This is a genomic window from Clostridium sp. CS1-1 (assembly GCF_056135525.1).
On record NZ_CM148680.1, the window covers coordinates 557,746 to 580,528 of the forward strand.

A 22,783-nucleotide genomic window follows, 5' to 3' on the forward strand; every position below is an offset into this window, starting at 1 on the left:
TTAAATAATAAATTTATAAAATAAAGCTATAATAATACTAAGTTAGAAAATGTAATAATGTAATAATGGAGGATTGGCATGAAACTATTACTGACAAACGACGATGGAATAGATGCTAAAGGCTTACATGCTTTAGCTAAAGAACTTGAAAAAGAGTATGAATTAGTTATTGCAGCCCCAAGCAACCAAAGAAGTGCTTGTGGACACTCAATAACTATTTATGAACCTCTTCTGGTTAAGGAGGTACAAATTGCTGGTATAAAATCAAAGGCATACAGCGTTAGTGGAACACCTGCAGATTGTGTAAGAGTAGGAATTGATAAATTAGCAGAAGGGAAAGTAGATATGGTGATATCAGGAGTAAATAATGGATTTAACTTAGGCATAGATGTTATTTACTCTGGAACTGTATCAGCTGCTATTGAGGCTGCAATTTACAAGATACCATCTATGGCTGTATCAACAGATGTGACAGAAGACTTTGAAGAGTATACTATATCGGCAAGATATGCATCAAAGGTATTATCTATAGCTAAAGATAAATATGATAAAGATGATGTGGTGTTAAATTTGAATGTTCCATTAATTCCTGAGGATAAAATAAAAGGAATTAGAGTTTGTAAGATAGGAAGCAAAATGTATGATAACTACTTTGTAGAAAAAATTGGAGAGAATAATGATAAAACTTATGAATTAAAAGGAACGATGAATGAATTAGATTATGAGGATACGGACATCTATTATATAAAGAGAGATTACGTTACCCTAACCCCATTACACTATGACTTAACTAATTTTAAGATATTAAATGATGTAAGTAAGATATTTAACACATGATTATAGAATATATTAGAAATTAGTTAAATACATATGATTAAATGAAAATAAAATGCTGTGTATTAGAAAAAATAATATACACTTAAGCAAATCGGTATTAGGATGTGGAGAATTTGAAAGAAAAGATTATTGTTGTAGGAAATGGTATAACATCAATAAGTGCGATAAAGGCAATTAGAGAGTTTGATAAAGATAGTGAAATTAAATTATTTGGTGATGAGAAGTTCTATCCCTATAATAGAATAAGATTATCAAAGGGATTGCTAGGAACATTAGAAGAAGATAAGCTACTTCTTCAGAAAAAAGACTGGTATAAGGAAAATAATATACACCTTTTAATAGATACAAAAGTTTCTTTAATAGATACTGAGAAAAGAGAAGTAGAGGTTTCAAGTGGGGAGAGATTTTCATATACAAAACTATTACTGGCCAATGGAGCAAGTAACTTTACTCCAGATATAAATGGAATTAATAAGAGTGGAGTATTTACTTTGAGAACGTTGCAAGATGCTAAAAATATAGTAGAAGCCGCTGGTGGAAGTAATAATGTACTTTGTATAGGTGGAGGAATTTTAGGCTTAGAGCTAGCTTGGGTTCTATCACAAGCAGGAAAAAAAGTAATTATTACAGAACTAGCTCCAAGGCTAATGCCAAGTCAATTAGATTTAAGAGCTTCAGAAATATTAGAAAAAGCAGTTAAAGCTAATGGTATAGAGATAATGCTTAGTAGCCAAGTTAGCGAAATATCTGTGAGAGAAGATGGCGTAGAAGGCGTTATTACAAACGAGGGAAAATTCTTGAACTGTGATATGGTGACTTACTCAATAGGAGTTAGACCTAATACTGATATAGTTAAACAAACAAATATTAAAATAAATAAGGGTATTGTGGTAAACGAAAAAATGGAGACTAGTGTGCAAGATATTTATGCTGCAGGAGATATAGCAGAAGTTGATGGTAGGGTATATGGACTGTGGAATATCGCAATCGGTCAGGGAATGACTGCAGGGTACAATATAGTAGGGAAAGAAACTAGGTATAAGTATGTAGCACCAGTAATAACAATGAGTGCATTTGGGGTTTCATTGTTTTCCATGGGAATTATAGATGAAAATGAGGATACAGATGTACTAGTAGAAGATAAAGAAGGTAACAACTATAGAAAGATTTTTATAAAAGATAATAAGATTATTGGAGCAATAGTAATTGGTGACACTAAAATCTCACCAATTTTAAAAAGAGCCATAGAAAATGAAGTTAATATAGGTGTCATTGATTATAAAAATGTATATATAGACGAGATTATTGAAACAATAAAAAATAGTAAGTGATGAACTACTAAGCTTCAAAATAGTTATGATTATCATCTAAATAATAAAAGCTTGATAGGAGGAGATTTAGTAATGACAGAAGTAAGACTTTGTGAAAATAATTTCTCACATGGAACAGAAATGTTAATTGATAGAATAAAAGAAGAGTTAGAGGATGTTAGCGTGGATGTGGAGCCATGTTTAGGATATTGTGGGGATTGTGCTACTGGTCCGTTTGCTTTGGTTAATGATGAACTTGTTAAGGCTGAAAGTGCAGAAGAATTATTTCATATGATTGAGGATATCGTAAATGAATAATTAAAAACATAACTAATATAAATTTAAAAACCTTATGTGCAATTTTTATTAATAAAATTCATATAAGGTTTTTAAATTTATTTAATCACCCACCCCCTTAATTTTAGATTTTTAAACGTATATAAAATATGTACTGGAAAACTACTGTCTATAATGAAAATTTAATTGTGGTTGAGAGGGGGATTTTATGTTAAGTAATGGACAGCTTTTAGATGGAAAATATGAAGTAATCAGAACGCTTGGGCAAGGTGGAATGAGTACTGTTTATTTATGTAAAAATAAAAGATTAGAAAATCTTTGGGCTATAAAAGAAGTGAAAAAGGAAATGAAGGGACAAATGGATTTTTTAGCAGAACCCAATATATTAAAAAATTTGAGTCATCCTGGTATTCCTCGAGTAGTTGATATATTTTATGAAGAAGACAATCTATATATAGTTGAAGATTATATTAATGGAGAAACACTTCAAGATTATATAAATAATTGTAATGTTAAGGAATCAGAGCAAATATGCAGAATTGCACTAAATATATGTGAGATTATAGAGTATTTGCATAGCTTTAATCCTCCAATAATATATAGAGATTTAAAACCATCTAATATTATGGTATCGCCTAATGGGAAAGTTGTTCTAATAGACTTTGGTATTTCTAGAGTATATAAGCATGGTGAAGAAAAAGATACTATATATATGGGATCAAAGGGATATGCTGCACCAGAACAGTATGGAACAGAGCAAACTTGTAGTCAAACAGATATATATGGTCTGGGTGCAGTGATGTATTTTATGGTGGTAGGAAAAGCACCATCTGCTATATTAGAGCCACTAAAAGATGCAAGTTATGATAGTGAAGTGAAAATTGGATTAAAGAGAATAATACAAAGATCTATGCAGATTGATATTAAAGATAGATATCCTTCAGTGAAAGAATTGAAGAATGACATACTCGAATTTTTAAATTGTAAAGATGATACAAAAACTTTAATTATGTCGGCGGAAGTAAACTACCCTAATACATTATTTAAAGATAATAATGTACAAAAAAATAGCATTTTAGGAAGAATGGTTGATAGCAAAAATCAACAGTTAAATAATAGAAGTCACGAATTTGAAACTAGAATGGTAAATGACTCTAAAATTAAAGATTTATATAAAACTGAAAATAAAGAGCAAAATATAGGAACAGATAATGTTAAAACAACAGAAGCTAATAATTTAGGTAGCATAAATTTTTATAAATTAAAATCAAATGATAGTGTTAATATAGAGAAAGATAGTGCTAGGAAGATAACAGATGATAAATTTAAAACTAATAAAATTGATGTAGATGGAATTAAAAAAATAATTGATAAAAGTCTAAAAGATAACAAAAATATAAAAGCGAATAAAAAAATATATATTAAGGTAAAAGAAAAGCTTAAAACTTGTGTTAATAAAAAGATAATAGTACCACTATGTATTATAGTTATTGTTGCATTAGGTTATCTTGTTACTGATCATGGAAGAAAAGAACAAATAATAAAGACTAATCAAACTACAGATAGTGGCGTCATAAATAACACTGAAACAGGTAGTGAAGATAAATCTGATGTAAAAAATGAGGATAATAGCAAGCTTGAGCAAACTGAAGAAGAAGGATCTAATGCTGATAAACCAGTGGAGAATAAGAATTCAATACAAAACAATGGGGACACTAATCAACCGTTGATACAAAATCAGAATTTAAAAGACAAAAAAGAAAGTAAAACCAAGGGGAATGGCAAAGGAAAGGGAAAGAATAAGGAGGATTAGAATAAGCAGCTATTTAAGTAAAATATACTATATAATATTTGGTCGTGAATAAGTAAATTAGGCTGTTAAAATAAATTTTAACAGCCTAAAGAATAATCTATCTTATTTCATAAAGTCAGGTTTTGGCATTATAAATAAATGAGGTTCTTGTAGATAGTCTTGAACTATCCTAAGTGCTTCTCCAAATCTTTGATAATGTACTACTTCTCTTTCTCTGAGGAATTTTAAAGGCTCTATAACATCTGGATCGTCAGCAAAATTTAAAAGATATTCATAGGTTGCTCTTGCTTTTTGCTCAGCAGCTAAATCCTCGGTCAAATCTACTATAGGATCTCCTTTTGATTGAATATATGCAGCAGTAAATGGCACGCCAGAAGCATTTACTGGGTAAATACCTTTACCGTGATCAGAATAGTAAGCATCTAATCCTGCTGCTTTAAGCTCTTCAAGGCTTAAGTCTCTTGTCAATTGATGAACCATTGATCCAACCATTTCCAAGTGTGCTAATTCTTCTGTACCAATGTCATTTAATGTTGCTATAGCCTGAGGAGTAACCATTGAAAATCTTTGACTAAGATATCTAAGTGATGCTGCTAGCTCCCCGTCAGGTCCACCATATTGTGTTATGATTATTTTTGCCATTTCTGCATTAGGGGTTTTAATTTTAACTGGATACTCTAATTTTTTTTCATACAACCACATATACTTTTTCTCCTCCCATTAAAGCTTAAAGTTAGCTTCATACTCCCAAGGCCATGGTTCATTTATCCATTGCCATGGATAAGAACTGCAGGAGCCATAAGATAAAGGTCCAAAACATCTCTCATAGTTCTGTTTTAGCATATTTGCTTGCATAACTAACGAGTTATACTTTGCAAGAGCATTACGGTCATTTGGATGAGTGTTGAGATATAAATGGAGGTCTATCATCATGAAGTCTACAGCAGTAATTTGTTTTAAAAGTTCTTTTTTGTTCATTTGATCATTCATAATATAGTACCTCCTCTATTTTTTGCAAACCGGGTTGTTTTTTTTCTCTTTTCCTTCATAAGGACTGTAAAGCTCAGGGAAAGCAGTTCCGTGTTTAAGAGCTTCAATAGGAGATAGCAGTGTACATAGTTGTTGATAAGGTACATATGCAGCTGCTAATCTAACATTTCTTATTACCATTTCTTGTGGAATACATTTTTCCTGTGGTGAGCAGTTATTATTAGCCATGTTTGAGCCTAATTTTGTGTCTTTTGCCATTGTTGAGTTTATCCTCCTTGTTTGTTGCTTACATAATTCCATCTTATGATTAGCTGTATAAAAATGTTACCTTATTATCATAAATTTTATTTCTTATTAATATATTAATAAGTTAAAGTATTTTAGTAGAGTGTGTTGAATCTTATGAGTTAATTAAGCAATATAATTCGAAAAGAAATGATAAGTTGAATATACAAACGTACTGATTAGTTATTTCTGAAGATGGTTATCTCTAGAGTATATAAATATGTGTAATATTATCAGTTTGTGATGGATATAGTTGAGAAACTTTGAAATATTATAGTATAATGTTTTAATAGAATAGTTATTAAAAACTTAAACACATATTTTTAATGAATTAGATTAGTTGTGCGAGAAAATATATATTATTTTATGGATGGGGTGATTTTCAATAGTATGGAAAAAAGTATAGACGTAATGTGTGGATGTGAAAAATGTACAGGTAAATATTGTGCAAGGAAGGTATCTATATTTTCAACACTGCAAGATGAGCAGCTAAAAGAAATTGCAGATATGGTTATTCATAGGAAATATAAAAAAGGGCAGACAATATTTTTTGAAGGAGATATTTCTGATAGGTTATTCATAGTCAATAAAGGGAAGCTTAAGATATTTAGATATACAAAGGAAGGTAAAGAGCAAATCTTATACATATTAACAGACGGAGATTTTATTGGTGATTTAAGTCTTCTGAAAAAAGGTAAACTTGAATTTAATGCTGAGGCTTTAGAGGATACTGCTATTTGCACTTTGTCTAAAGAAGACTTTGACAAGATATTAGCAGAAAACCCTGAGATAGCATTAAAAATATTAGAGGTAGTGCATGACAGGGTAGTTAACCTTGAAAACTTAGTTCAAAGGTTAAGTACAAAGGATGTAGAGTCAAGAATTATTGGAGTTCTTTTAAGTCTTGTAAATGATTTTGGAAAAGATGTTAATGGAGCTGTAGAACTAGAGCTACCATTAAGCAGGGAAGAGATAGGAAATTATTCAGGTCTTACAAGAGAGACTGTAAGTAGAACTTTAACGAGTATGCAAGATGCAGGACTAATAGGGCTGGTAGGTAATAAGAAAATTATTATAAAAGATATAGAGCACTTAAAAGACATGGCATAGAAATGCGTAATGTTTATACTCATGTAATGATAAGACATTTAATTGGTAGCCAAGGTCAATTTTAATTAAAAATATTAAAGTTTTTGTTAAGGTATTTGCTGGTAATCAGAATGAATCTATTTTTAGTATCTTAGCCGCATATTAAATAAACTTAGGACTATATATGTTTTTTATTAGAGAAAAAACACATATAGTCCTAAGTTTATTTATAAGTCACATTAAATTATTTAAGATTTACTTACTTAATACTAATTCTCCAATCGCCATTGCTGTCTCTATTGCTGCTTCCTTTGTTTCTTCTTCATCATAATAGTTTACTTTAAAAGGTAATTGAATATCGTTGGCACCAGTAGCTTTGACAATATAAGAAGTATCCACTAAAGTCATTCCACTTTGTTTTATATAATCATTAATAATTTCTACAGCTTCACCGCTCCATCCAAAGGAGCCGAAAGCTGACCCAAACTTACCTGACAAATCTAGAGTTATTAATTCTTTTAGAATATCTTCTATATTACCTATCATATCTCCATACTTTGTTGAGCTTCCTACAAGTATTGTATCTGCTTCTAGTGCTGATTGTTTAATACTATTTATGTCAGCATTTTTTGCATTGAATATATCACTCTTTATTCCAAGATTGTTAAAGCCATCTGCAAGATCTTTAGCAATCTTACCTGTATTTCCAGTCATAGAACTGAATAATATCAATGCTTTCTTACTTTGTGCATTAGGATCAATTTTGCTTAAGTCATCGTAAATATTAATATATTTTTGAACATCATTTCTTAATACAAATCCATGAGCAGGGGCTATCATCTGTATATCAAGGTCTTTTATTTTAGCTATCATGTCTCTTACATAAGCCCTATGAGGACTCATTATAAGTTTATAGTAAACAGTGAAATCTTCAGTAATATCTTCTTTTGCTAAATCATTGAAAAGTTCAAAGTTTGCAATATGAGTACTAAATATATCACAAGGGTATAGAATTTTATCTTCTACGCAGTAAGTTATCATAGTTTCTTCTGTATGAAGATAAGGAGTTTCAAAGAATTTTAATGTTTTTCCGCCAATATCTAAGCTGTCTCCATCTTTGATTACTAAATAATTTCTATTTTGAAGCTTAAACATTCCATTTAAAAACTTTCTTCCTTTTTCAGTAGTCACTATAGTTGCATTTTTAGCTTTATTTAATAATGCAGGAAGTGCTCCAGCATGATCTGGTTCTACGTGATTAATTACCACATAGTAAATTCTATCTAAATCTATTATTTGTTGAAGGTTTTTAGCGTATTCTCCACCGTACATTAAATCAACAGTATCTATTATAGTAGGCTTTTCTGTATCTAATAAATAAGAGTTATAAGTTGTTCCTTTTTCTAATATTAATCTATGAAAAGGAACCTTTCTATCATCAACTTTACCAACCCAATAAGTGTTTTCTGCAATTTTATTATTCATCATAATCAATCTCTCCTTCGTGTTTTGTTCAACGTTATGGCTTTATTATACGATCATTTATATCTATAGGCAGTGATTACAATCAATTTTAAATTTGATTATAATCACATAATGATTTTTAATACTTATGTATAATTAAGCCATGAAGTAAAACAATAAAATGAGAGTTAATAATGAAGTTTATTTAATTTTCAACTGTTAATTATATAATTCGATAAATGAAACACTAACACTAAATAGTTATAATGAAATGATAACAATAATTAAAAAAATAAAATTTTGGAGGAATAAATATGAAAAAGTTTATGTTTAAAAGTTCTGATAGTATAGGACATATTGCAGCGAGTTTTCCTAAATCTATGGAAGTATTCAAAGAATATAATATTGATTTCTGCTGTGGAGGAGATGTACCTTTAATAGAGGAAATAAAGGAACATAATTTAAGTGAAGAGGAAGTTATGAATAAGCTTGAGGAAGCTTATAATAAAGCTATGAGTATGGGAATTGAAGAAGTTGATTTTAACAAGTTATCCTATAGTGATTTAATAGATCATATAGTTAATGTTCACCATGCTTATTTGCAAAGAGAAATGCCTGGAATAGCAGAGTTAATAGCTAAGATACTCAGGGTTCATGGTGGAGGACACAGTGAACTAGCAGAAGTGCATAGACTATTCTCTAGTTTAAGAATGGAATTGGAACAACATACAATTAAAGAGGAAACTAGTGAATTTCCAACAATCAAAGAATATGAAAAAACTCATTCTAAAGAGTTATTAGATAAAATAGTTGCTGGAATTAAAAATTTAGAGGAGGAGCATGAAGGGGCTGGAGATATTCTAAAAGCGCTTAGAAAAGTTACAAATGGCTTTACAGTTCCTGAAGATGGTTGTAATACTTATAGATTAACTTACGATAAGTTAAAGGAATTAGAATCAGAAACCTTTGTGCATATTCATCTGGAAAATAATATTTTATTTCCAAGATTGGTAGAAGAAAAGAATAATAATTAAATTGCTGTCTTAAAAGCAAAATATATATAACTGCATTAGTGATATAAAAATAAGGCTTAACACTGAAATAAATTTTATTTCAGTGTTAAGCCTTTCATTTCGAAAGTTGCTGAAAAATATTTAATAAGAAACTGTTTTAATACAGCATCTTTTTTATTAATAAGAAGCATATTGTTGAGTTTAAGGTTCTGTGTTAAAATTTCATTGGGTAGCATCCTTTTGGAGCTGCACCTAATTGTTTATTAACTTTTTTAATATTAAAGGTAAAATTCTATGCCACACCAGTGGTTCTTTATCTTCTAAAATTTTTTCGAATAAAAACAATTCAGGTGCTTTCACATATTCTATTCATCCTATGTTTCCTTTTTCTAATAAGTTTACTACCTATAAGCATTTAAAAAACTGTTATTTTTCCGTTGAAGGTGATGAAAAATACCTTTGTGGGGATTATGAAAAAGTTTTAGGAGGTCTAAAATAATGAAAAATACAGTGGAGAGTTTTAAACAGGCAAAAACTAAAGGTAATAAGCTTACTATGCTTACTGCTTATGATTATTCAACAGCTAAGCTTATGGACAGCGCTGGTGTTAATGGCATATTGGTGGGAGATTCTTTAGCAATGGTCTGTCTAGGACAGGAAAATACATTAAGTGTAACTATGGAAGAAATGCTTCATCATACTCGTGCAGTAACTCGTGGGGTAGAAAGTGCTCTAGTAGTTGGTGATATGCCATTTATGTCCTATCAGACTTCTGTATATGATGCAGTTAAAAATGCAGGAAGATTTATAAAAGAGGCTCATGCTGATGCAATAAAACTTGAGGGTGGAGTTGCTGTTTATGAGCAAGTAAGGGCAATAGTTAATGCTCAAATTCCAGTTATGGGACACTTGGGGCTTACACCTCAATCTGTAAATATGTTTGGAGGATTCAAAGTTCAAGGTAAAGCGTTAGAAACTGCTAAGCAAATAATAGAAGATGCCAAGAGATTAGAGGATGCAGGAGCTTTTGCAATAGTACTAGAAGGAATACCTTCTGTTTTAGGAAAGATCGTTACAGAAGCAGTATCAATTCCAACTATCGGTATTGGAGCGGGTAAGGATTGCGATGGTCAAATACTTGTTTATCAAGATATGCTGGGAATGTTTTCAGACTTTACACCTAAGTTTGTAAAAAGATTTGCAAATATAGGAGATGTTATGAAGGAAGGTATAAAGGATTATATTAAAGAAGTAAATGAGGGTACTTTTCCTGCAAAAGAACAGAGCTTCAGCATGGATGAAGATGTGATAAGTAAGTTGTATTAGAAAATATCAATAGTAAGAAGGAATGTAAGATGATGAAAATTATTCATAGCACAAAAGAGTTGAAAAATTTTATAAGGACTTGGAAAATGGAAGGTTTTGAAATAGGGTTTGTACCAACTATGGGATATTTACATGAAGGTCATAAAAGTTTAATTGATAGGGCCTCTAGTGAAAATGATAAAGTTGTGGTTTCTATATTTGTAAATCCTACTCAATTTGGACCGAATGAAGATTTAGATAAATATCCGAGAGATCTTGAAGGAGATTCTAAATTATGTGAAATAGCTGGTGCTGATTTAATATTTAATCCTTCTGCTCAAGAGATGTATGGAACAGATTTTTCTACCTATGTAGATGTGGAAGGACTTACCGAAGGTTTATGTGGAGCTAAACGTGAAGGACACTTTAGAGGTGTATGCACTGTTGTTTCTAAGTTTTTTAACCTAGTTAATCCTACAAGAACTTATTTTGGTGAAAAAGATGCTCAACAGCTTGCTGTTATTAAAAGAATGGTAAAGGATTTAAACTTTGATATAGAAATAGTAGGCTGCCCAATTATAAGAGAAAAGGATGGACTTGCAAAAAGCTCGAGAAATACTTATCTTTCAGAGGAAGAAAGAAAAGCAGCACTTATTTTAAGTGCTAGCCTTAATAAAGCAAAATACGCTCTACAAGAAGGGGTTAAAGATATAGGTAAGCTAACAGAAATTATATCAGAAGAAATAAATAAAGAACCTTTGGCAAAAATAGATTATATAGAAATAGTGGATAGTGAGACTTTAAAACCAGTAACACATATTGAGGATTCCATACTTGTTGCTATAGCTGTGTATATAGGCAAAACAAGACTTATAGATAATTTTAGTTTTTCATAATTTAAAATCCAGCGATGCAGCTAAATTTTTTGCTAGGAACTTTAGAATTGATGATTATCAAAAAGATACAATAAAATAATTAATGAAACGTAACAATTGTTACCGATAAAATTGTCATATAATGTTATGATTTAACTATCAACTAACTAATTCAAATCTAACACGTACCAAAATAAGCTTCTTGATATTTATATCGAGGAGCTTATTTTGGTTTATTTATTCTTTAAATAAAATCTGTTTTAAAAATCATAGGATAAGTATTTAAGCTAATATTATTATATTTTATTGAAGTTACTAAATATGCTGTTTATTTTTCTAAGTGTATGTAATAAAGAAACTTCGAAACAAAGAATAAGGTTAGATCTAATCTTGTCTAAATGAAAAGTTTAGCTGTGGAATATATTACTAAAACAATTTTTAAAAAACTTCTAATTTGGTAACAAGGGTTACCGAATTAAGTTGAGTAATTTAGTAAGATATAAATGTAGAAACAAGATAGAACAAAAGACAATTTATAAATAAAAAACTTAATTTAGTTTATAAGTAAAATTAATTGAATAAAACTATTATATGGAGGTTATTTTAAATGAGTATGTTTTGTTATCAATGCCAGGAAGCAGCAGGCGGAAAAGGCTGTACTATAAAAGGTGTATGTGGAAAAACTGAAGATTTAGCAAAAGCACAAGATTTATTGATATATGTGTTAAAGGGAATATCAGTTTACAGCACAAAAGCAAGAGAATTAGGTGTAATTAATAAAGAAGTAGATAAGTTTGTAATGGAAAGTTTATTTGCAACTATAACAAATGCAAACTTTGATAAGAAAGTATTTACAGATAGAGTTAAAAAAGGTTTAGAGTTAAGAGAACAAGTAAAACAGCAATATGTAAATGCTGGTGGTAAACTTGCAGAAGCAAAAGAAAATACTTCATGGCTAAAGAGAATATTAGGTCTTGGTGGAGTAAAGAAGGAAGAAGATTTAAAATTACCAGAAGCAGCTACTTGGTTTGCTGATAATGTAAATGCTTTTGAAGAAAAAGCATCAAAAGTAGGTGTACTAGCTACTGAAAATGAAGATGTAAGATCTTTAAGAGAGCTTATAATGTATGGATTAAAGGGATTATCTGCATATATGAAGCATGCTAATCACTTAAATTACAATGATGAAAAAGTTCATGGTTTCATGCAAAAAGCATTAGCTGCAACTCTAGATGATAGTTTAACAGCAGATGATTTAGTAGCTTTAACTCTTGAAGCTGGTAAATTTGGAGTAGATGCTATGGCATTACTTGACAAAGCTAATACTCAAACTTATGGACACCCAGAAATAACAAAAGTAAACATAGGTGTTAGAAATAACCCAGGTATATTAATAAGTGGACACGACTTAAAGGATATGGAATGGTTACTTCAGCAAACAGAAGGAACTGGAGTAGATGTATACACTCACAGTGAGATGTTACCAGCGAACTACTATCCAGCATTCAAGAAGTATAAGCATTTTGCAGGAAACTACGGAAATGCTTGGTGGTTACAAGATAAAGAATTTGAAAGCTTCAATGGACCAATACTTATGACTACAAACTGTATTGTACCTCCAAAAGCTTCTTATAAGGATAGAATGTACACAACTGGTGTAACAGGAGTACCAGGAGTTAAGCATATACCAGATGGAAAGAATGGACAACCAAAAGATTTCTCAGCTATTATTGCAATGGCTAAGAAATGTAAGGCTCCAAAAGAAATAGAAAAAGGTGAAATAGTTGGAGGTTTTGCTCACAACCAAGTTCTAGCACTAGCTGACAAAGTTGTAGATGCTGTTAAGACTGGAGCTATAAAGAGATTCTTCGTTATGGCTGGTTGTGATGGAAGAATGAAGAGCAGAAACTACTATACAGATTTTGCGAAAGCTATTCCACAAGATACAGTTATTCTTACTGCAGGTTGTGCAAAATACAAATACAACAAGCTTGATTTAGGAGATATTGGAGGAATTCCAAGAGTATTAGACGCTGGACAATGTAACGACTCTTACTCATTAGTTGTAATAGCTCTTAAATTAAAAGAAGTATTTGGTTTAGACGATGTAAATAAGCTTCCTATATCATACAACATAGCATGGTATGAGCAGAAAGCTGTTATAGTATTATTAGCATTACTTCACTTAGGAGTAAAGAATATTCACTTAGGACCAACTCTACCAGCATTCCTATCTCCAAATGTTGCTAAGGTTTTAGTAGAAGCATTTGGAATTGGTGGAATAACAAATGTAGATGATGACATAAAAATGTTCATGGGACAATAATACTGATAACTGAATATCCTTACAAATATCCCCTCAATCATAAAAATAAGACTCTATCCATTTTAGGATAGAGTCTTATTTTTATTTAAATAATTAATTTATGCAATACTGAAGCTTTTCCCATACACTTCATAGGAATCTTGTACAAGGACTAGCGCATTATTATCTATACTACCAATAAGCTGTTTTAGTTTAATTAGATCTTTACTTGTTATAACGCACATTAAGATTACTTGTCTAGAATCAGAGTATCCACCTCTTGCTTCAAGTTTTGTTGTTCTTCCATTGAGTTCCGTTAAGAAAAGTGTATTAATTTCTTCGATTTTATCTGAGATAACTAATACTGATTTGGAATCCCTAAAGCCTTTAATGTAAATATCAATAACCCTGCCAATTAGATAAACTGTAGCAATTCCATACAGAGTCTTCTCTATCCCAAATACATAAAGTGCCACTAAAGTTATTGATGAATCTATAATAATTAAGACTTTTCCAACAGGTTTATGTATATATTTAGATATAATCTTCGCTATTGTATCAGTACCACCAAGGGAAGCTTGTTTACTTAAAAGCATGCCTATACCTATTCCTGTTGTAACGCCACCAAATAATGCGGATAATAATACATCATGGGTGAAGGGAGGAATATTACTAGTTAATTCAACAAATACCGGAACCAAAAAAGCCCCAAGCAATGTATTGAGAACAAATTTTTTGCCAAGAAAAACTAGGCCAAGTAGAAATATTGGTATATTTAAAATACTTAAAACAATTGATTTTTTAATGTGAAATATATTCTCAATTACAATTGATAATCCTGAAATCCCTCCAGGGATAATGTGATGAGGAGCAAAAAATACGTTTAAAGCAAAAGAAAACAAAAAAATCCCCAGAACAATGTTAAGTAAATCAAGTATCTTGTTTTTCATAGCCCTACCCCCTTTTTCATAATAAAAACCCCTCATCTAGATAAGATGAAAGGTTAGCCTTTTGGTATAATACAGCCTATTATACACTTTATTCTAAGCTTGTCAATGCTGTGTTAAATAAAATTTTGGTATACAATTTTAAACTTTACACAAAATAAGATTGGAGGTGTTTTAATTATGCAAATAAATTTAACACAAAAGGAAAGAACACTATTAGAGGATCAAAAAAGTCATGAGCAGCTTTGCGTAGATAAATATTCTAGCTATGCAAGTCAAGCTCAAGATCAACAACTAAAACAATTATTTACTAACCACGCATCAATAGAACAACAACACTTAAATACTATTAATCAATTACTAAGCGGTCAGGTTCCACAAATGAACTCACAGCAGGGTGGTAATCAAAATCAGCAACAAAATATGAACAGTAATGCTAATGTAGGGGCTGTAGGTATGAAGGGAGCATCTGATGCAGAGCTTTGTCAAGATATGTTAATGACGGAAAAATACGTTTCAGGAACTTATAATATTGCTATTTTTGAATTTAAAGACACTGAAGTACGCGATGTATTAAATCATCTACAAAAAGAAGAACAAAAACACGGTGAAGCAATATATAAGTATATGGAAAGTAAGGGAATGTATAAAGTTCAATAGTTATACATAGCAAAAGGTAGAAGGAAATAACTTCTACCTTTTTAAATTTATTAAGTATACGTATAAGAAGAGCATCTTGTAAACCTAGTATGTTACATATATATTTACTAATAAACTATGAATAAGTCAAAAGTAATAGGGTGTGGTTTACTTGACAGTAAAAAAGTAAAATAATATAATCAAAATATTACCAATTTAAAAAATGGTATTTTGGTATCTTATAGTGATTAATTATTTTAGTATAAATATTAAAAGATAGCAGAAGTTATGCTAATATAGATTGATTTTAAAAGGGGGAAATTTATTATGATCAAAATAGTATCAAGAAACACAATAAAAGAAGGTAAAAAAGAAGAGTTCCTGTTATTAGTAAAAGAGCTAGTAGAAAAAAGCTGTGCAGAAGAAGGTAATATATCATATGGTTTGTGGCAGGATACAAAGGATTGCAATGTTCTAACATTCATTGAAGAATGGAAAGATCAAGCTACTATAGATGTACATAATGCTACTGAACACTTTAAAAGAATAGTACCACAAATGCGTGAGTTAACAATACCTGAAGGTAAAGAATTGCGACTTTATACTCAAGTTCTTTAGTAGACGAAGATAAAAATTTAAACTTTATTGCAAAACAGTTTAAAATTTATTTTTGTAGCAAAATCACTGATGTTTATTTTAAATGGAGTCTTAATATATATTAGAAAAGTAAGCTACTTTCCTGGCTTACTTTTTTTATTTTAAAATAACATATGAGTTAAGAGTATATTATAAAGTATAATTTTTTTTTATATCAAAATAATACATCATATTCAAATCTATATAATACAAAAACAAGTCAAAATAGTCAAAAAAAACATGCTCATTTAGTAATAGAATTTAATCATAAACAAATAAACAAAGTCAATAAAACTTTATAAATAAATTGAGGGGGTCTTCTAAGTGAACGAAATTTTAAACAAAACTTACAATGTGGCTCAAAGTGAAAGAATAGAAAAATTAATCGAGGGTTTATATTCAGTAACTCCTGAAATCGAAGCACAAAGAGCAGTTTTAATAACTGAATCTTTTAAAGAAACTGAAGCTTATCCTATGGTTATTAGAAAAGCTAAGGCTTTAGAAAAAATATTAAGAGAAATGGATATCGTTATTCGTAAAGAAGAACTTATCGTAGGAAACTTAACTAAGAATCCAAGGGCAGCTTCAATATTTCCGGAATTCTCAAATAAGTGGCTTTTAGCTGAGTTTGAAACTTTAGCTAAGAGAAAAGGGGATGTATTCCTTATCAGCGAAGATGTAAAGGTAAAACTTCGTGAAGTATTTGAATACTGGAATGGAAGAACCACAAATGAGCTTGCTACAGAATACATGTTTGAAGAGACTAAAGAAGCAATGAATGCTGGTGTATTCACTGTTGGAAACTACTATTTTAATGGAGTAGGCCATATTTCTGTAGACTATGCTAAAGTGTTATCAAAAGGTTTTAATGGCATAATTGCTGAGGCAGAATGTGCAAAGGCTAAAGCAGACAAGGAAGATCCAAATTACATAAAGAAGGGTCACTTCCTTAATGCTGTAATTATAAGTGCAAAAGCTGCTATCAGCTTTGCTAAACGTTTTGCAGACTTAGCAAGAAAATTAGCTAGTGAAACCATCGATTCTCGTAGACGCGAAGAATTGTTACAAATAGCTCAAAATTGTGAATGGGTACCTGCAAATCCTGCTAGAACATTCCATGAAGCGTTACAATCATTTTGGTTTGTACAAGCTATTATTCAAATAGAATCTAACGGACATTCAATATCACCTATGCGTTTTGATCAATATATGTATCCTTATTTCAAGAAGGATGTAGCAAATGGTTTTGTTTCAGTGGAAAAAGCTCAAGAACTTCTTGATTGTCTATGGGTTAAATTTAATGATGTTAATAAAGTACGTGATGAAGGCTCAACTAAAGCTTTCGGCGGCTACCCAATGTTCCAAAACCTAATAGTAGGTGGACAAACTATAGAGGGAAAAGATGCAACAAATGAACTTTCATTTATGTGTCTCGAAGCTACTGCTCATACTAAATTGCCACAACCATCAATTTCAATAAGAGGATGGAATAAGACTCCTGATGAATTACTAATAAAGGCTGGTGAAGTAACTCGTCTAGGATTAGGTATGCCTGCTTATTATAATGATGAAGTTATTATTCCTTCATTAGCAAGTCGTGGAGTTACATTAGAGGATGCTAGAGATTATGGTATCATAGGTTGCGTTGAGCCTCAAAAAGGCGGAAAAACTGAAGGTTGGCATGATGCTGCATTCTTTAACATGGCAAAAGTGTTAGAGATAACTATTAATAACGGTATGGAAAAAGGAAAACAACTAGGATTAAGAACTGGTGAATTCACTTCCATTACATCGTTTGAACAATTTATGACTGCGTATAGAATGCAAATGGAACACTTTGTAAAGTTACTAATCAATGCCGATAATAGTGTAGATTTAGCACATGGAGAGAGAGCACCTCTACCATTCTTATCATCAATGGTAGATGATTGTATAGGGAGAGGAAAGTCACTTCAGGAAGGCGGAGCTCACTATAACTTTACAGGTCCACAGGGAGTTGGAGTTGCAAACGTAGCTGACTCATTAGCAGCTATTAAAAAACTTGTATTTGAAGAGAAAAAAGTAAGTCTACAGGATTTAAAAGATGCTCTTGATACTAACTTTGGTGAAACTAAAGAAGTAAGAAATCCTGTTGCTGAGATTGTGAATACTATAAGTGGAGTTAATGGAGTAGAAAACTTATCACGTGAAACTATTATGGCAGTAATTGAAAAGTTAATATTTGAAGAGAAGAAAATTTCATTAGATTCATTAAAGCCTAGCAAAGATGTTAATCTAGGAAGCTATGGAGATAAAGAGAGTCTTCGTCAAATGCTTTTAAATAGAGCACCTAAGTTTGGTAATGATATAGATGAAGTTGATGACTTGGCACGTGAAGCAGCATTAATTTACTGCAGCGAAGTTGAAAAATACAAGAACCCACGTAATGGTCAATTCCAACCTGGTCTTTATCCTGTTTCTGCAAACGTTCCAATGGGATCACAAACAGGGGCAACACCAGACGGAAGAAAAGCTGGAGAAGCACTAGCTGATGGTGTATCACCAGTTTCAGGAAGAGATGTTACAGGACCTACCGCAGCAGTTAACTCAGTTGCAAAAATAGATCATCATAAAGCTTCAAATGGTACATTATTTAATCAAAAGTTCCATCCATCAGCTTTAGAAGGTCAAACCGGTTTACAGAATTTATCTTCTTTAGTAAGAAGCTTCTTTGATCAAAAAGGTTTACACGTACAATTTAACGTAGTAAGTCGTGATACTCTGTTAAAGGCTCAAAAGAATCCTGATAAGTATAAAAATCTAGTAGTACGTGTAGCTGGATACAGTGCTCACTTTACATCATTAGACAAAACAATTCAAGATGATATAATACAAAGAACTGAACACGCTCTATAATAGATTAGAGTATAGTATTATATATTGAGGAAGAGTTATTTAACTACTTCCTCATTTTCAACTAAAATTATTATTTATAGCCAATTATATGTATAACTTAAGTAGTAAGGCTAAGGTTTACGTAAATTCTCAAGAAAGACACTAAGTGCGAATCACTTTATTACAGGAGGTAAAATTATGTTAAATAATCAAGTAAATTTAGATGCAAAAGGTGTTGTTTTTGATATACAAAGATTTTCTGTTCATGATGGTCCAGGAATTCGTACAATAGTTTTTTTAAAAGGATGTCCACTATCCTGTCGTTGGTGCAGTAACCCAGAATCACAGTGTACGGAACCTCAGGTAATGTTTATTCCACGTAACTGTGTAGGCTGTAAAAAATGCTATGAGGTTTGCAGTGTGGGAGCGATAGATTTTAATCTTCCATCTAGAGTTAATCAGGACAAATGTACTAAATGCGGTAAGTGTGTTGAAGTTTGCTATGCTGGAGCTTTAAACATGTCAGGAAGAGTAAGAACAGTACAAGATTTATTAACGGAATTAAAAAAGGATAATATATATTATAGACGCTCTGGGGGAGGAATCACCTTGTCAGGAGGGGAAGCGCTTGCACAGCCAGAGTTTGCTGGGGAGTTATTAAAAGCCTGCAAGAAAAATGGGTTGCACACAGCTATCGAAACCACAGCCTTCGCAACTCAAGGTGTTTTAGAAAGACTACTGCCTTGGCTTGACCTAGTTATGCTTGACATTAAACACATGGATTCAGATAAACACTTAGCATACATAGGACAACCAAATGATCTAATATTACAAAATGCAAAGCTAATATCACAATCTGGAGTTACTTTAATAATCAGAGTACCTGTTATTCCAGGAGTTAATAGTGATGAGGAAAATATCAAGGCCACAGCTAATTTTGCGAAAAATCTCGGAAATGTAAAAGAGATACATATCCTACCTTATCATCGTCTTGGACAAAATAAATATGAATACTTAGGATATGAATATGGCATGAAAGATATACAACCACCTACTAAGGATGAGATAAGTAATCTTAAAAAGGTAGTAGAAGAATACGGACTAGTATGTAAGGTTGGTGGCATCGACTAAATAGAGGCATTAAAATATATAGTGATATAAATTAAAAAACTAGCTTATAAAGAGGGATAGGTTAATAGCTCTGAAAGCACATTTAAATACTTTTTTATGATTCTTAGCGAGGATACAAGGAGAAGCTTAGAATTTTAGATTTGCTTGAGCAAAGTGAGTTTATCGAAGTTCTTAGCTTTTTCTTGTAACTGAGCTTTAGAATCATTAAAAGTATTTATAGTTAAGAAGAGTTATTAACATATCTCGGTGTGTAAGCTAGTTTTTATGGCTAAAACTCTATGTTTTAACTGTTTCCAGAGTAACTCATTTTAAATTTATAAGGTGATTGATTTTCATTCTTGAAAAACACTTTGCTAAAATACGCAACATCAGTATATCCTACTTCCATAGCAATTTGCGTTATAGATTTATCTGTTTTAACTAAAAGCTTCTTAGCGCTTTCAAGTCTTAAATTAGTAACATATTGAGTAAAAGTCACGCCCATTTTTTGTTTAAAGTATCTACTTAAATACTGAGGATTTAAGTGTACATAATCTGCAACAGTGTTTAAGTTTAGTTCTTGAGAATAGTTGTTATTTATATATTTCAGCGCAGTTTTTATAGTATTTTCAGATACTTCCTTAGACTTTAAATTAGATATTTTCATCGAATCAACTTTTTCTATGGATTTTAGAGCTTTGCTCACAGAAACCTTTAAGTCAACAGGTCTTACGGGTTTTAGAAGATAATCTATAACCCCATATTTTATAGCAGTTTGTGCGTAGTCAAATTCTCCATAGGCTGTCATTATAATTGTCTTTACATTTGGTAAAAAGCTAATAATTTCTTTTTGTGCATCCAAACCAGTTTTTTCTGGCATTTTTATGTCCATAAGAATTATGTCAGGCTTATGGATTTTAGCATTTAATATTGCTTCTTCACCATTTCTTGAATCTTCTTTAATGTCGATATTAAAGAACTCTCTTTGAAGTATTATTCTTAATGCTTTTCTTTCAAGAGGTTCATCCTCTACTATCATAAGTTTATACATTTTAATCACCTACTAATTCAAAATGTTATTTGATTTTAGGAATAAGAATAGATATCGTTGTACCAACCCCATGTTCACTTTCAATCTTGAGAGCATAACCTTTACCAAAATAATGTTTAAGTCTGCTAGAGGTATTTTGAATTCCTATGCCAAAACCACTATCGGACAAGTCTTGCACAGTGTTAAGCAGATTAAGAGTACCACTATCAATTCCTTTTCCGTTATCGGTTACCTCTATTAACATATCTTTTTCTGAAACAGAATATCCCTTTATGACTATATTCCCACCATCTTTTTTTGTTTCAAGGCCGTGAACAAGAGAATTTTCAACGATAGGTTGAAGTATCATAGTTGGAATTCTGCAATCCTTAAGTGATTCTTCTATGTGGATTTCATGAGTTATTCTATCGCTATATCTTAATGTTTGTATAAAAAGATATCTTTTTATATTTTCAACTTCTGCTTGAAGTTTAGGGAATTCTTCTGTGTTTCTTAAATTGTATCTTAATAAATCAGATAGATTGTATATTAGTTCTTCTGTTGTAGGGGCATCTTCTACTAAGGCCATTCTTGCTATTGTATTTAAAGTGTTAAATAAAAAGTGAGGATTGATTTGAGCTTGTATTGTCCTTAGTTGCATTTTTTTTGCTTGTTGTTCAAGCTTGATTTTTTCTTCGCTTTCTTTTAATAACTTTGCTTGAGTTAGAGTGTGAATACCCATCTGAGCTATATAGCTTGCAAGAAAGTTATAAAATTCTGTGCAATTTTGGAGATAATTACTTTCAACTATTGGTATACAATTTGCAGCTTCTTTTAATTCGTCTAGTGGAATTTCATATTCTTTTGAGATTTTTTCCAAGTCAATACAATCTTGAGTTTTTTGACCTTTCAACAAAACTTGTCCACCTAAAACAGAACCCAAATATATATCGTTTACTATAATTGGTGCAGCACAATCTATAAGTCCTGTATGACAATTGTATACTCTTGTTTTTTTATCTCGCATAGCAAGGAAGCCCGCCTGAGCATCACAGGAGATACAGTTCTTAAGCCCCTTTGAGGAGGAACGAATAAGCTTACAAAAAGGAGTGAAATTATTTTCATTACATACTGGCACACCATTGATATCTACAGTTATTGCAGAAAAGTGAACTATTTTTGCTAATTTATCTTGAATATCCCTCAATGTATTTATATCAATAATGTCACTGAATCTAAGATTTTTTAATGAGTTCATTTGAAAATCCTCCATGAAAAGAGATTTGGTAAATGTTTATATGATTTAAAAGCTTATTTATGTCAATTCCTAAACTATGAAAATTGTGCAAAATATTAAAATATATGAATGTTTATCAATAATTAAGTCAATTACATCTATTTTCAGAATCAAGTATTTGTGTTTTTCTTATCTAGATACATTGTTAATAGAATTATAATATATTGGCATACCCGTTTACAAGGGAATAATTAATGTGAAAATATAACTAATTCCTAATAAGTCGAAATAGTACAATATTTTCTTATATATATAATACAAAATAGAGTCGAATTTATCAAAAAAATTTTAACTATTTAGTAATAAAATTAAGGTACAAACTTGATTAAAAAAATATTTGAATATTATGGAGGTGCAATTTCATGGGACAAGAAGCATTAGGAATGATAGAAACTAAAGGATTAGTGGCTGCTGTAGAGGCTGCAGACTCAATGGTTAAAGCAGCAAATGTTGCTTTAATAGGATATGACAAAATAGGTTCGGGATTGGTAACAGTTATGGTGAGAGGCGATGTTGGAGCTGTTAAGGCTGCTACTGATGCTGGTGTAGCTTCAGCAAAAAGAGTAGGAGAAGTTATTTCAGTACATGTAATTCCAAGACCACATACAGATGTGGAAAAAATATTACCTTCATTGTCAAAATAAATTAGAGGTTTTGAGGTGGGATG

Annotated in this window: 22 protein-coding genes; 15 read left to right on the plus strand and 7 right to left on the minus strand. The window is 31.1% G+C overall.

The annotated features are described in order from the left end of the window. Positions 1-78: 78 nt before the first annotated feature. The 4 genes from surE (at position 79) to AC0N0V_RS02450 (ending at position 4,257) form a co-directional block, all read left to right on the plus strand. A complete protein-coding gene (surE, locus tag AC0N0V_RS02435; protein WP_474461962.1) occupies positions 79-837 on the plus strand; it encodes a 5'/3'-nucleotidase SurE in 759 nt (252 codons plus the stop codon). A 113-nt stretch (positions 838-950) separates the two neighbouring features. Continuing rightward, positions 951-2,168 (plus strand): NAD(P)/FAD-dependent oxidoreductase, encoded by a 1,218-nt coding sequence (locus AC0N0V_RS02440; RefSeq protein WP_474461963.1) that lies wholly within the window; start codon positions 951-953, stop codon positions 2,166-2,168. A gap of 72 nt (positions 2,169-2,240) precedes the next feature. Further along, positions 2,241-2,465: a YuzB family protein gene (locus AC0N0V_RS02445; protein ID WP_474461964.1), complete on the plus strand. Its 225-nt coding sequence runs from the start codon at positions 2,241-2,243 to the stop codon at positions 2,463-2,465. A 187-nt stretch (positions 2,466-2,652) separates the two neighbouring features. After that, positions 2,653-4,257: a serine/threonine-protein kinase gene (locus AC0N0V_RS02450; RefSeq protein ID WP_474461965.1), complete on the plus strand. Its 1,605-nt coding sequence runs from the start codon at positions 2,653-2,655 to the stop codon at positions 4,255-4,257. A 102-nt stretch (positions 4,258-4,359) separates the two neighbouring features. Here the strand turns inward: AC0N0V_RS02450 and AC0N0V_RS02455 are convergent, their stop codons facing one another. From AC0N0V_RS02455 to AC0N0V_RS02465, 3 genes are read right to left on the minus strand one after another with little or no spacing between them, the layout of a single operon-like run. Beyond that, entirely contained in the window at positions 4,360-4,959 is a 600-nt protein-coding gene (locus AC0N0V_RS02455) for a manganese catalase family protein (RefSeq protein WP_474461966.1), read from the minus strand. 18 nt (positions 4,960-4,977) lie between these two features. Beyond that, complete coding sequence (locus AC0N0V_RS02460) at positions 4,978-5,247, minus strand: spore coat protein CotJB (protein WP_474461967.1); 270 nt, start codon at positions 5,245-5,247, stop codon at positions 4,978-4,980. A 15-nt stretch (positions 5,248-5,262) separates the two neighbouring features. After that, entirely contained in the window at positions 5,263-5,505 is a 243-nt protein-coding gene (locus tag AC0N0V_RS02465) for a spore coat associated protein CotJA (RefSeq protein ID WP_474461968.1), read from the minus strand. 417 nt (positions 5,506-5,922) lie between these two features. Here AC0N0V_RS02465 and AC0N0V_RS02470 point away from each other — a divergent pair, with 417 nt between their 5' ends. Continuing rightward, the gene (locus AC0N0V_RS02470; protein ID WP_474461969.1) at positions 5,923-6,642 is read left to right on the plus strand and encodes a Crp/Fnr family transcriptional regulator; all 720 of its coding nucleotides are present in this window, start codon (positions 5,923-5,925) and stop codon (positions 6,640-6,642) included. A gap of 234 nt (positions 6,643-6,876) precedes the next feature. Here AC0N0V_RS02470 and AC0N0V_RS02475 read toward each other — a convergent pair whose 3' ends face one another. Continuing rightward, positions 6,877-8,112 carry an FprA family A-type flavoprotein gene (locus AC0N0V_RS02475; protein WP_474464414.1) on the minus strand — a complete coding sequence of 412 codons (1,236 nt, stop codon included), beginning with the start codon at positions 8,110-8,112 and terminating at the stop codon, positions 6,877-6,879. Positions 8,113-8,399: 287 nt separating this feature from the next. On the opposite strand from AC0N0V_RS02475, the gene ric reads away from it, so the two are divergent. From ric to hcp, 5 genes are all read left to right on the plus strand, one after another. Further along, positions 8,400-9,119, plus strand: a complete 720-nt coding sequence (ric, locus tag AC0N0V_RS02480; RefSeq protein WP_474461970.1) for an iron-sulfur cluster repair di-iron protein — start codon at positions 8,400-8,402, stop codon at positions 9,117-9,119. A gap of 235 nt (positions 9,120-9,354) precedes the next feature. Beyond that, positions 9,355-9,597, plus strand: a complete 243-nt coding sequence (locus tag AC0N0V_RS02485) for a hypothetical protein (RefSeq protein ID WP_474461971.1) — start codon at positions 9,355-9,357, stop codon at positions 9,595-9,597. Continuing rightward, positions 9,597-10,424, plus strand: coding sequence for a 3-methyl-2-oxobutanoate hydroxymethyltransferase (panB, locus tag AC0N0V_RS02490; RefSeq protein ID WP_474461972.1), 828 nt, complete (start codon positions 9,597-9,599; stop codon positions 10,422-10,424). The genes AC0N0V_RS02485 and panB overlap by 1 nt, the downstream gene beginning before the upstream one ends. Positions 10,425-10,456: 32 nt before the next feature. Beyond that, the gene (gene panC, locus AC0N0V_RS02495) at positions 10,457-11,299 is read left to right on the plus strand and encodes a pantoate--beta-alanine ligase (protein WP_474464416.1); all 843 of its coding nucleotides are present in this window, start codon (positions 10,457-10,459) and stop codon (positions 11,297-11,299) included. 586 nt (positions 11,300-11,885) lie between these two features. Continuing rightward, positions 11,886-13,604 carry a hydroxylamine reductase gene (gene hcp, locus AC0N0V_RS02500; protein WP_474461973.1) on the plus strand — a complete coding sequence of 573 codons (1,719 nt, stop codon included), beginning with the start codon at positions 11,886-11,888 and terminating at the stop codon, positions 13,602-13,604. A 98-nt stretch (positions 13,605-13,702) separates the two neighbouring features. On the opposite strand, the gene AC0N0V_RS02505 is transcribed toward hcp, so the two are convergent. Next, positions 13,703-14,533 carry a YitT family protein gene (locus AC0N0V_RS02505; RefSeq protein ID WP_474461974.1) on the minus strand — a complete coding sequence of 277 codons (831 nt, stop codon included), beginning with the start codon at positions 14,531-14,533 and terminating at the stop codon, positions 13,703-13,705. A gap of 177 nt (positions 14,534-14,710) precedes the next feature. Between AC0N0V_RS02505 and AC0N0V_RS02510 the strand changes: the two genes are divergently transcribed. The 4 genes from AC0N0V_RS02510 to AC0N0V_RS02525 all read left to right on the plus strand — a co-directional run bounded on the left by AC0N0V_RS02510 (position 14,711) and on the right by AC0N0V_RS02525 (position 19,810). Further along, positions 14,711-15,190, plus strand: a complete 480-nt coding sequence (locus AC0N0V_RS02510) for a spore coat protein (RefSeq protein ID WP_474461975.1) — start codon at positions 14,711-14,713, stop codon at positions 15,188-15,190. A gap of 306 nt (positions 15,191-15,496) precedes the next feature. Continuing rightward, on the plus strand, positions 15,497-15,787 hold the full coding sequence (locus AC0N0V_RS02515; RefSeq protein ID WP_474461976.1) for a putative quinol monooxygenase: 291 nt from the start codon (positions 15,497-15,499) through the stop codon (positions 15,785-15,787). A 342-nt stretch (positions 15,788-16,129) separates the two neighbouring features. Beyond that, a complete protein-coding gene (locus tag AC0N0V_RS02520; protein WP_474461977.1) occupies positions 16,130-18,700 on the plus strand; it encodes a glycyl radical protein in 2,571 nt (856 codons plus the stop codon). A 177-nt stretch (positions 18,701-18,877) separates the two neighbouring features. Beyond that, positions 18,878-19,810, plus strand: coding sequence for a glycyl-radical enzyme activating protein (locus tag AC0N0V_RS02525; protein WP_474461978.1), 933 nt, complete (start codon positions 18,878-18,880; stop codon positions 19,808-19,810). A 283-nt stretch (positions 19,811-20,093) separates the two neighbouring features. Here the strand turns inward: AC0N0V_RS02525 and AC0N0V_RS02530 are convergent, their stop codons facing one another. After that, positions 20,094-20,840 carry a response regulator transcription factor gene (locus tag AC0N0V_RS02530; protein WP_474461979.1) on the minus strand — a complete coding sequence of 249 codons (747 nt, stop codon included), beginning with the start codon at positions 20,838-20,840 and terminating at the stop codon, positions 20,094-20,096. 25 nt (positions 20,841-20,865) lie between these two features. Next, complete coding sequence (locus AC0N0V_RS02535) at positions 20,866-22,077, minus strand: sensor histidine kinase (RefSeq protein ID WP_474461980.1); 1,212 nt, start codon at positions 22,075-22,077, stop codon at positions 20,866-20,868. A gap of 401 nt (positions 22,078-22,478) precedes the next feature. Here AC0N0V_RS02535 and pduA point away from each other — a divergent pair, with 401 nt between their 5' ends. After that, positions 22,479-22,760: a propanediol utilization microcompartment protein PduA gene (pduA, locus tag AC0N0V_RS02540; RefSeq protein WP_066626175.1), complete on the plus strand. Its 282-nt coding sequence runs from the start codon at positions 22,479-22,481 to the stop codon at positions 22,758-22,760. The last annotated feature ends 23 nt before the right edge of the window (positions 22,761-22,783 follow it).

Excerpts from the sequence above, each read along its gene's own strand:
- AC0N0V_RS02450 (WP_474461965.1), top strand. The coding sequence starts at position 2,653 with ATGTTAAGTAATGGACAGCTTTTAGATGGAAAATATGAAGTAATCAGA.
- AC0N0V_RS02445 (WP_474461964.1), top strand. The coding sequence starts at position 2,241 with ATGACAGAAGTAAGACTTTGTGAAAATAATTTCTCACATGGAACAGAA.
- panB (WP_474461972.1), top strand. The coding sequence starts at position 9,597 with ATGAAAAATACAGTGGAGAGTTTTAAACAGGCAAAAACTAAAGGTAAT.
- pduA (WP_066626175.1), top strand. The coding sequence starts at position 22,479 with ATGGGACAAGAAGCATTAGGAATGATAGAAACTAAAGGATTAGTGGCT.
- AC0N0V_RS02530 (WP_474461979.1), bottom strand. The coding sequence starts at position 20,840 with ATGTATAAACTTATGATAGTAGAGGATGAACCTCTTGAAAGAAAAGCA.
- AC0N0V_RS02505 (WP_474461974.1), bottom strand. The coding sequence starts at position 14,533 with ATGAAAAACAAGATACTTGATTTACTTAACATTGTTCTGGGGATTTTT.
- ric (WP_474461970.1), top strand. The coding sequence starts at position 8,400 with ATGAAAAAGTTTATGTTTAAAAGTTCTGATAGTATAGGACATATTGCA.
- AC0N0V_RS02470 (WP_474461969.1), top strand. The coding sequence starts at position 5,923 with ATGGAAAAAAGTATAGACGTAATGTGTGGATGTGAAAAATGTACAGGT.
- AC0N0V_RS02465 (WP_474461968.1), bottom strand. The coding sequence starts at position 5,505 with ATGGCAAAAGACACAAAATTAGGCTCAAACATGGCTAATAATAACTGC.
- surE (WP_474461962.1), top strand. The coding sequence starts at position 79 with ATGAAACTATTACTGACAAACGACGATGGAATAGATGCTAAAGGCTTA.
- panC (WP_474464416.1), top strand. The coding sequence starts at position 10,457 with ATGAAAATTATTCATAGCACAAAAGAGTTGAAAAATTTTATAAGGACT.
- AC0N0V_RS02510 (WP_474461975.1), top strand. The coding sequence starts at position 14,711 with ATGCAAATAAATTTAACACAAAAGGAAAGAACACTATTAGAGGATCAA.
- AC0N0V_RS02525 (WP_474461978.1), top strand. The coding sequence starts at position 18,878 with ATGTTAAATAATCAAGTAAATTTAGATGCAAAAGGTGTTGTTTTTGAT.
- AC0N0V_RS02515 (WP_474461976.1), top strand. The coding sequence starts at position 15,497 with ATGATCAAAATAGTATCAAGAAACACAATAAAAGAAGGTAAAAAAGAA.
- AC0N0V_RS02460 (WP_474461967.1), bottom strand. The coding sequence starts at position 5,247 with ATGAATGATCAAATGAACAAAAAAGAACTTTTAAAACAAATTACTGCT.
- AC0N0V_RS02535 (WP_474461980.1), bottom strand. The coding sequence starts at position 22,077 with ATGAACTCATTAAAAAATCTTAGATTCAGTGACATTATTGATATAAAT.
- hcp (WP_474461973.1), top strand. The coding sequence starts at position 11,886 with ATGAGTATGTTTTGTTATCAATGCCAGGAAGCAGCAGGCGGAAAAGGC.
- AC0N0V_RS02455 (WP_474461966.1), bottom strand. The coding sequence starts at position 4,959 with ATGTGGTTGTATGAAAAAAAATTAGAGTATCCAGTTAAAATTAAAACC.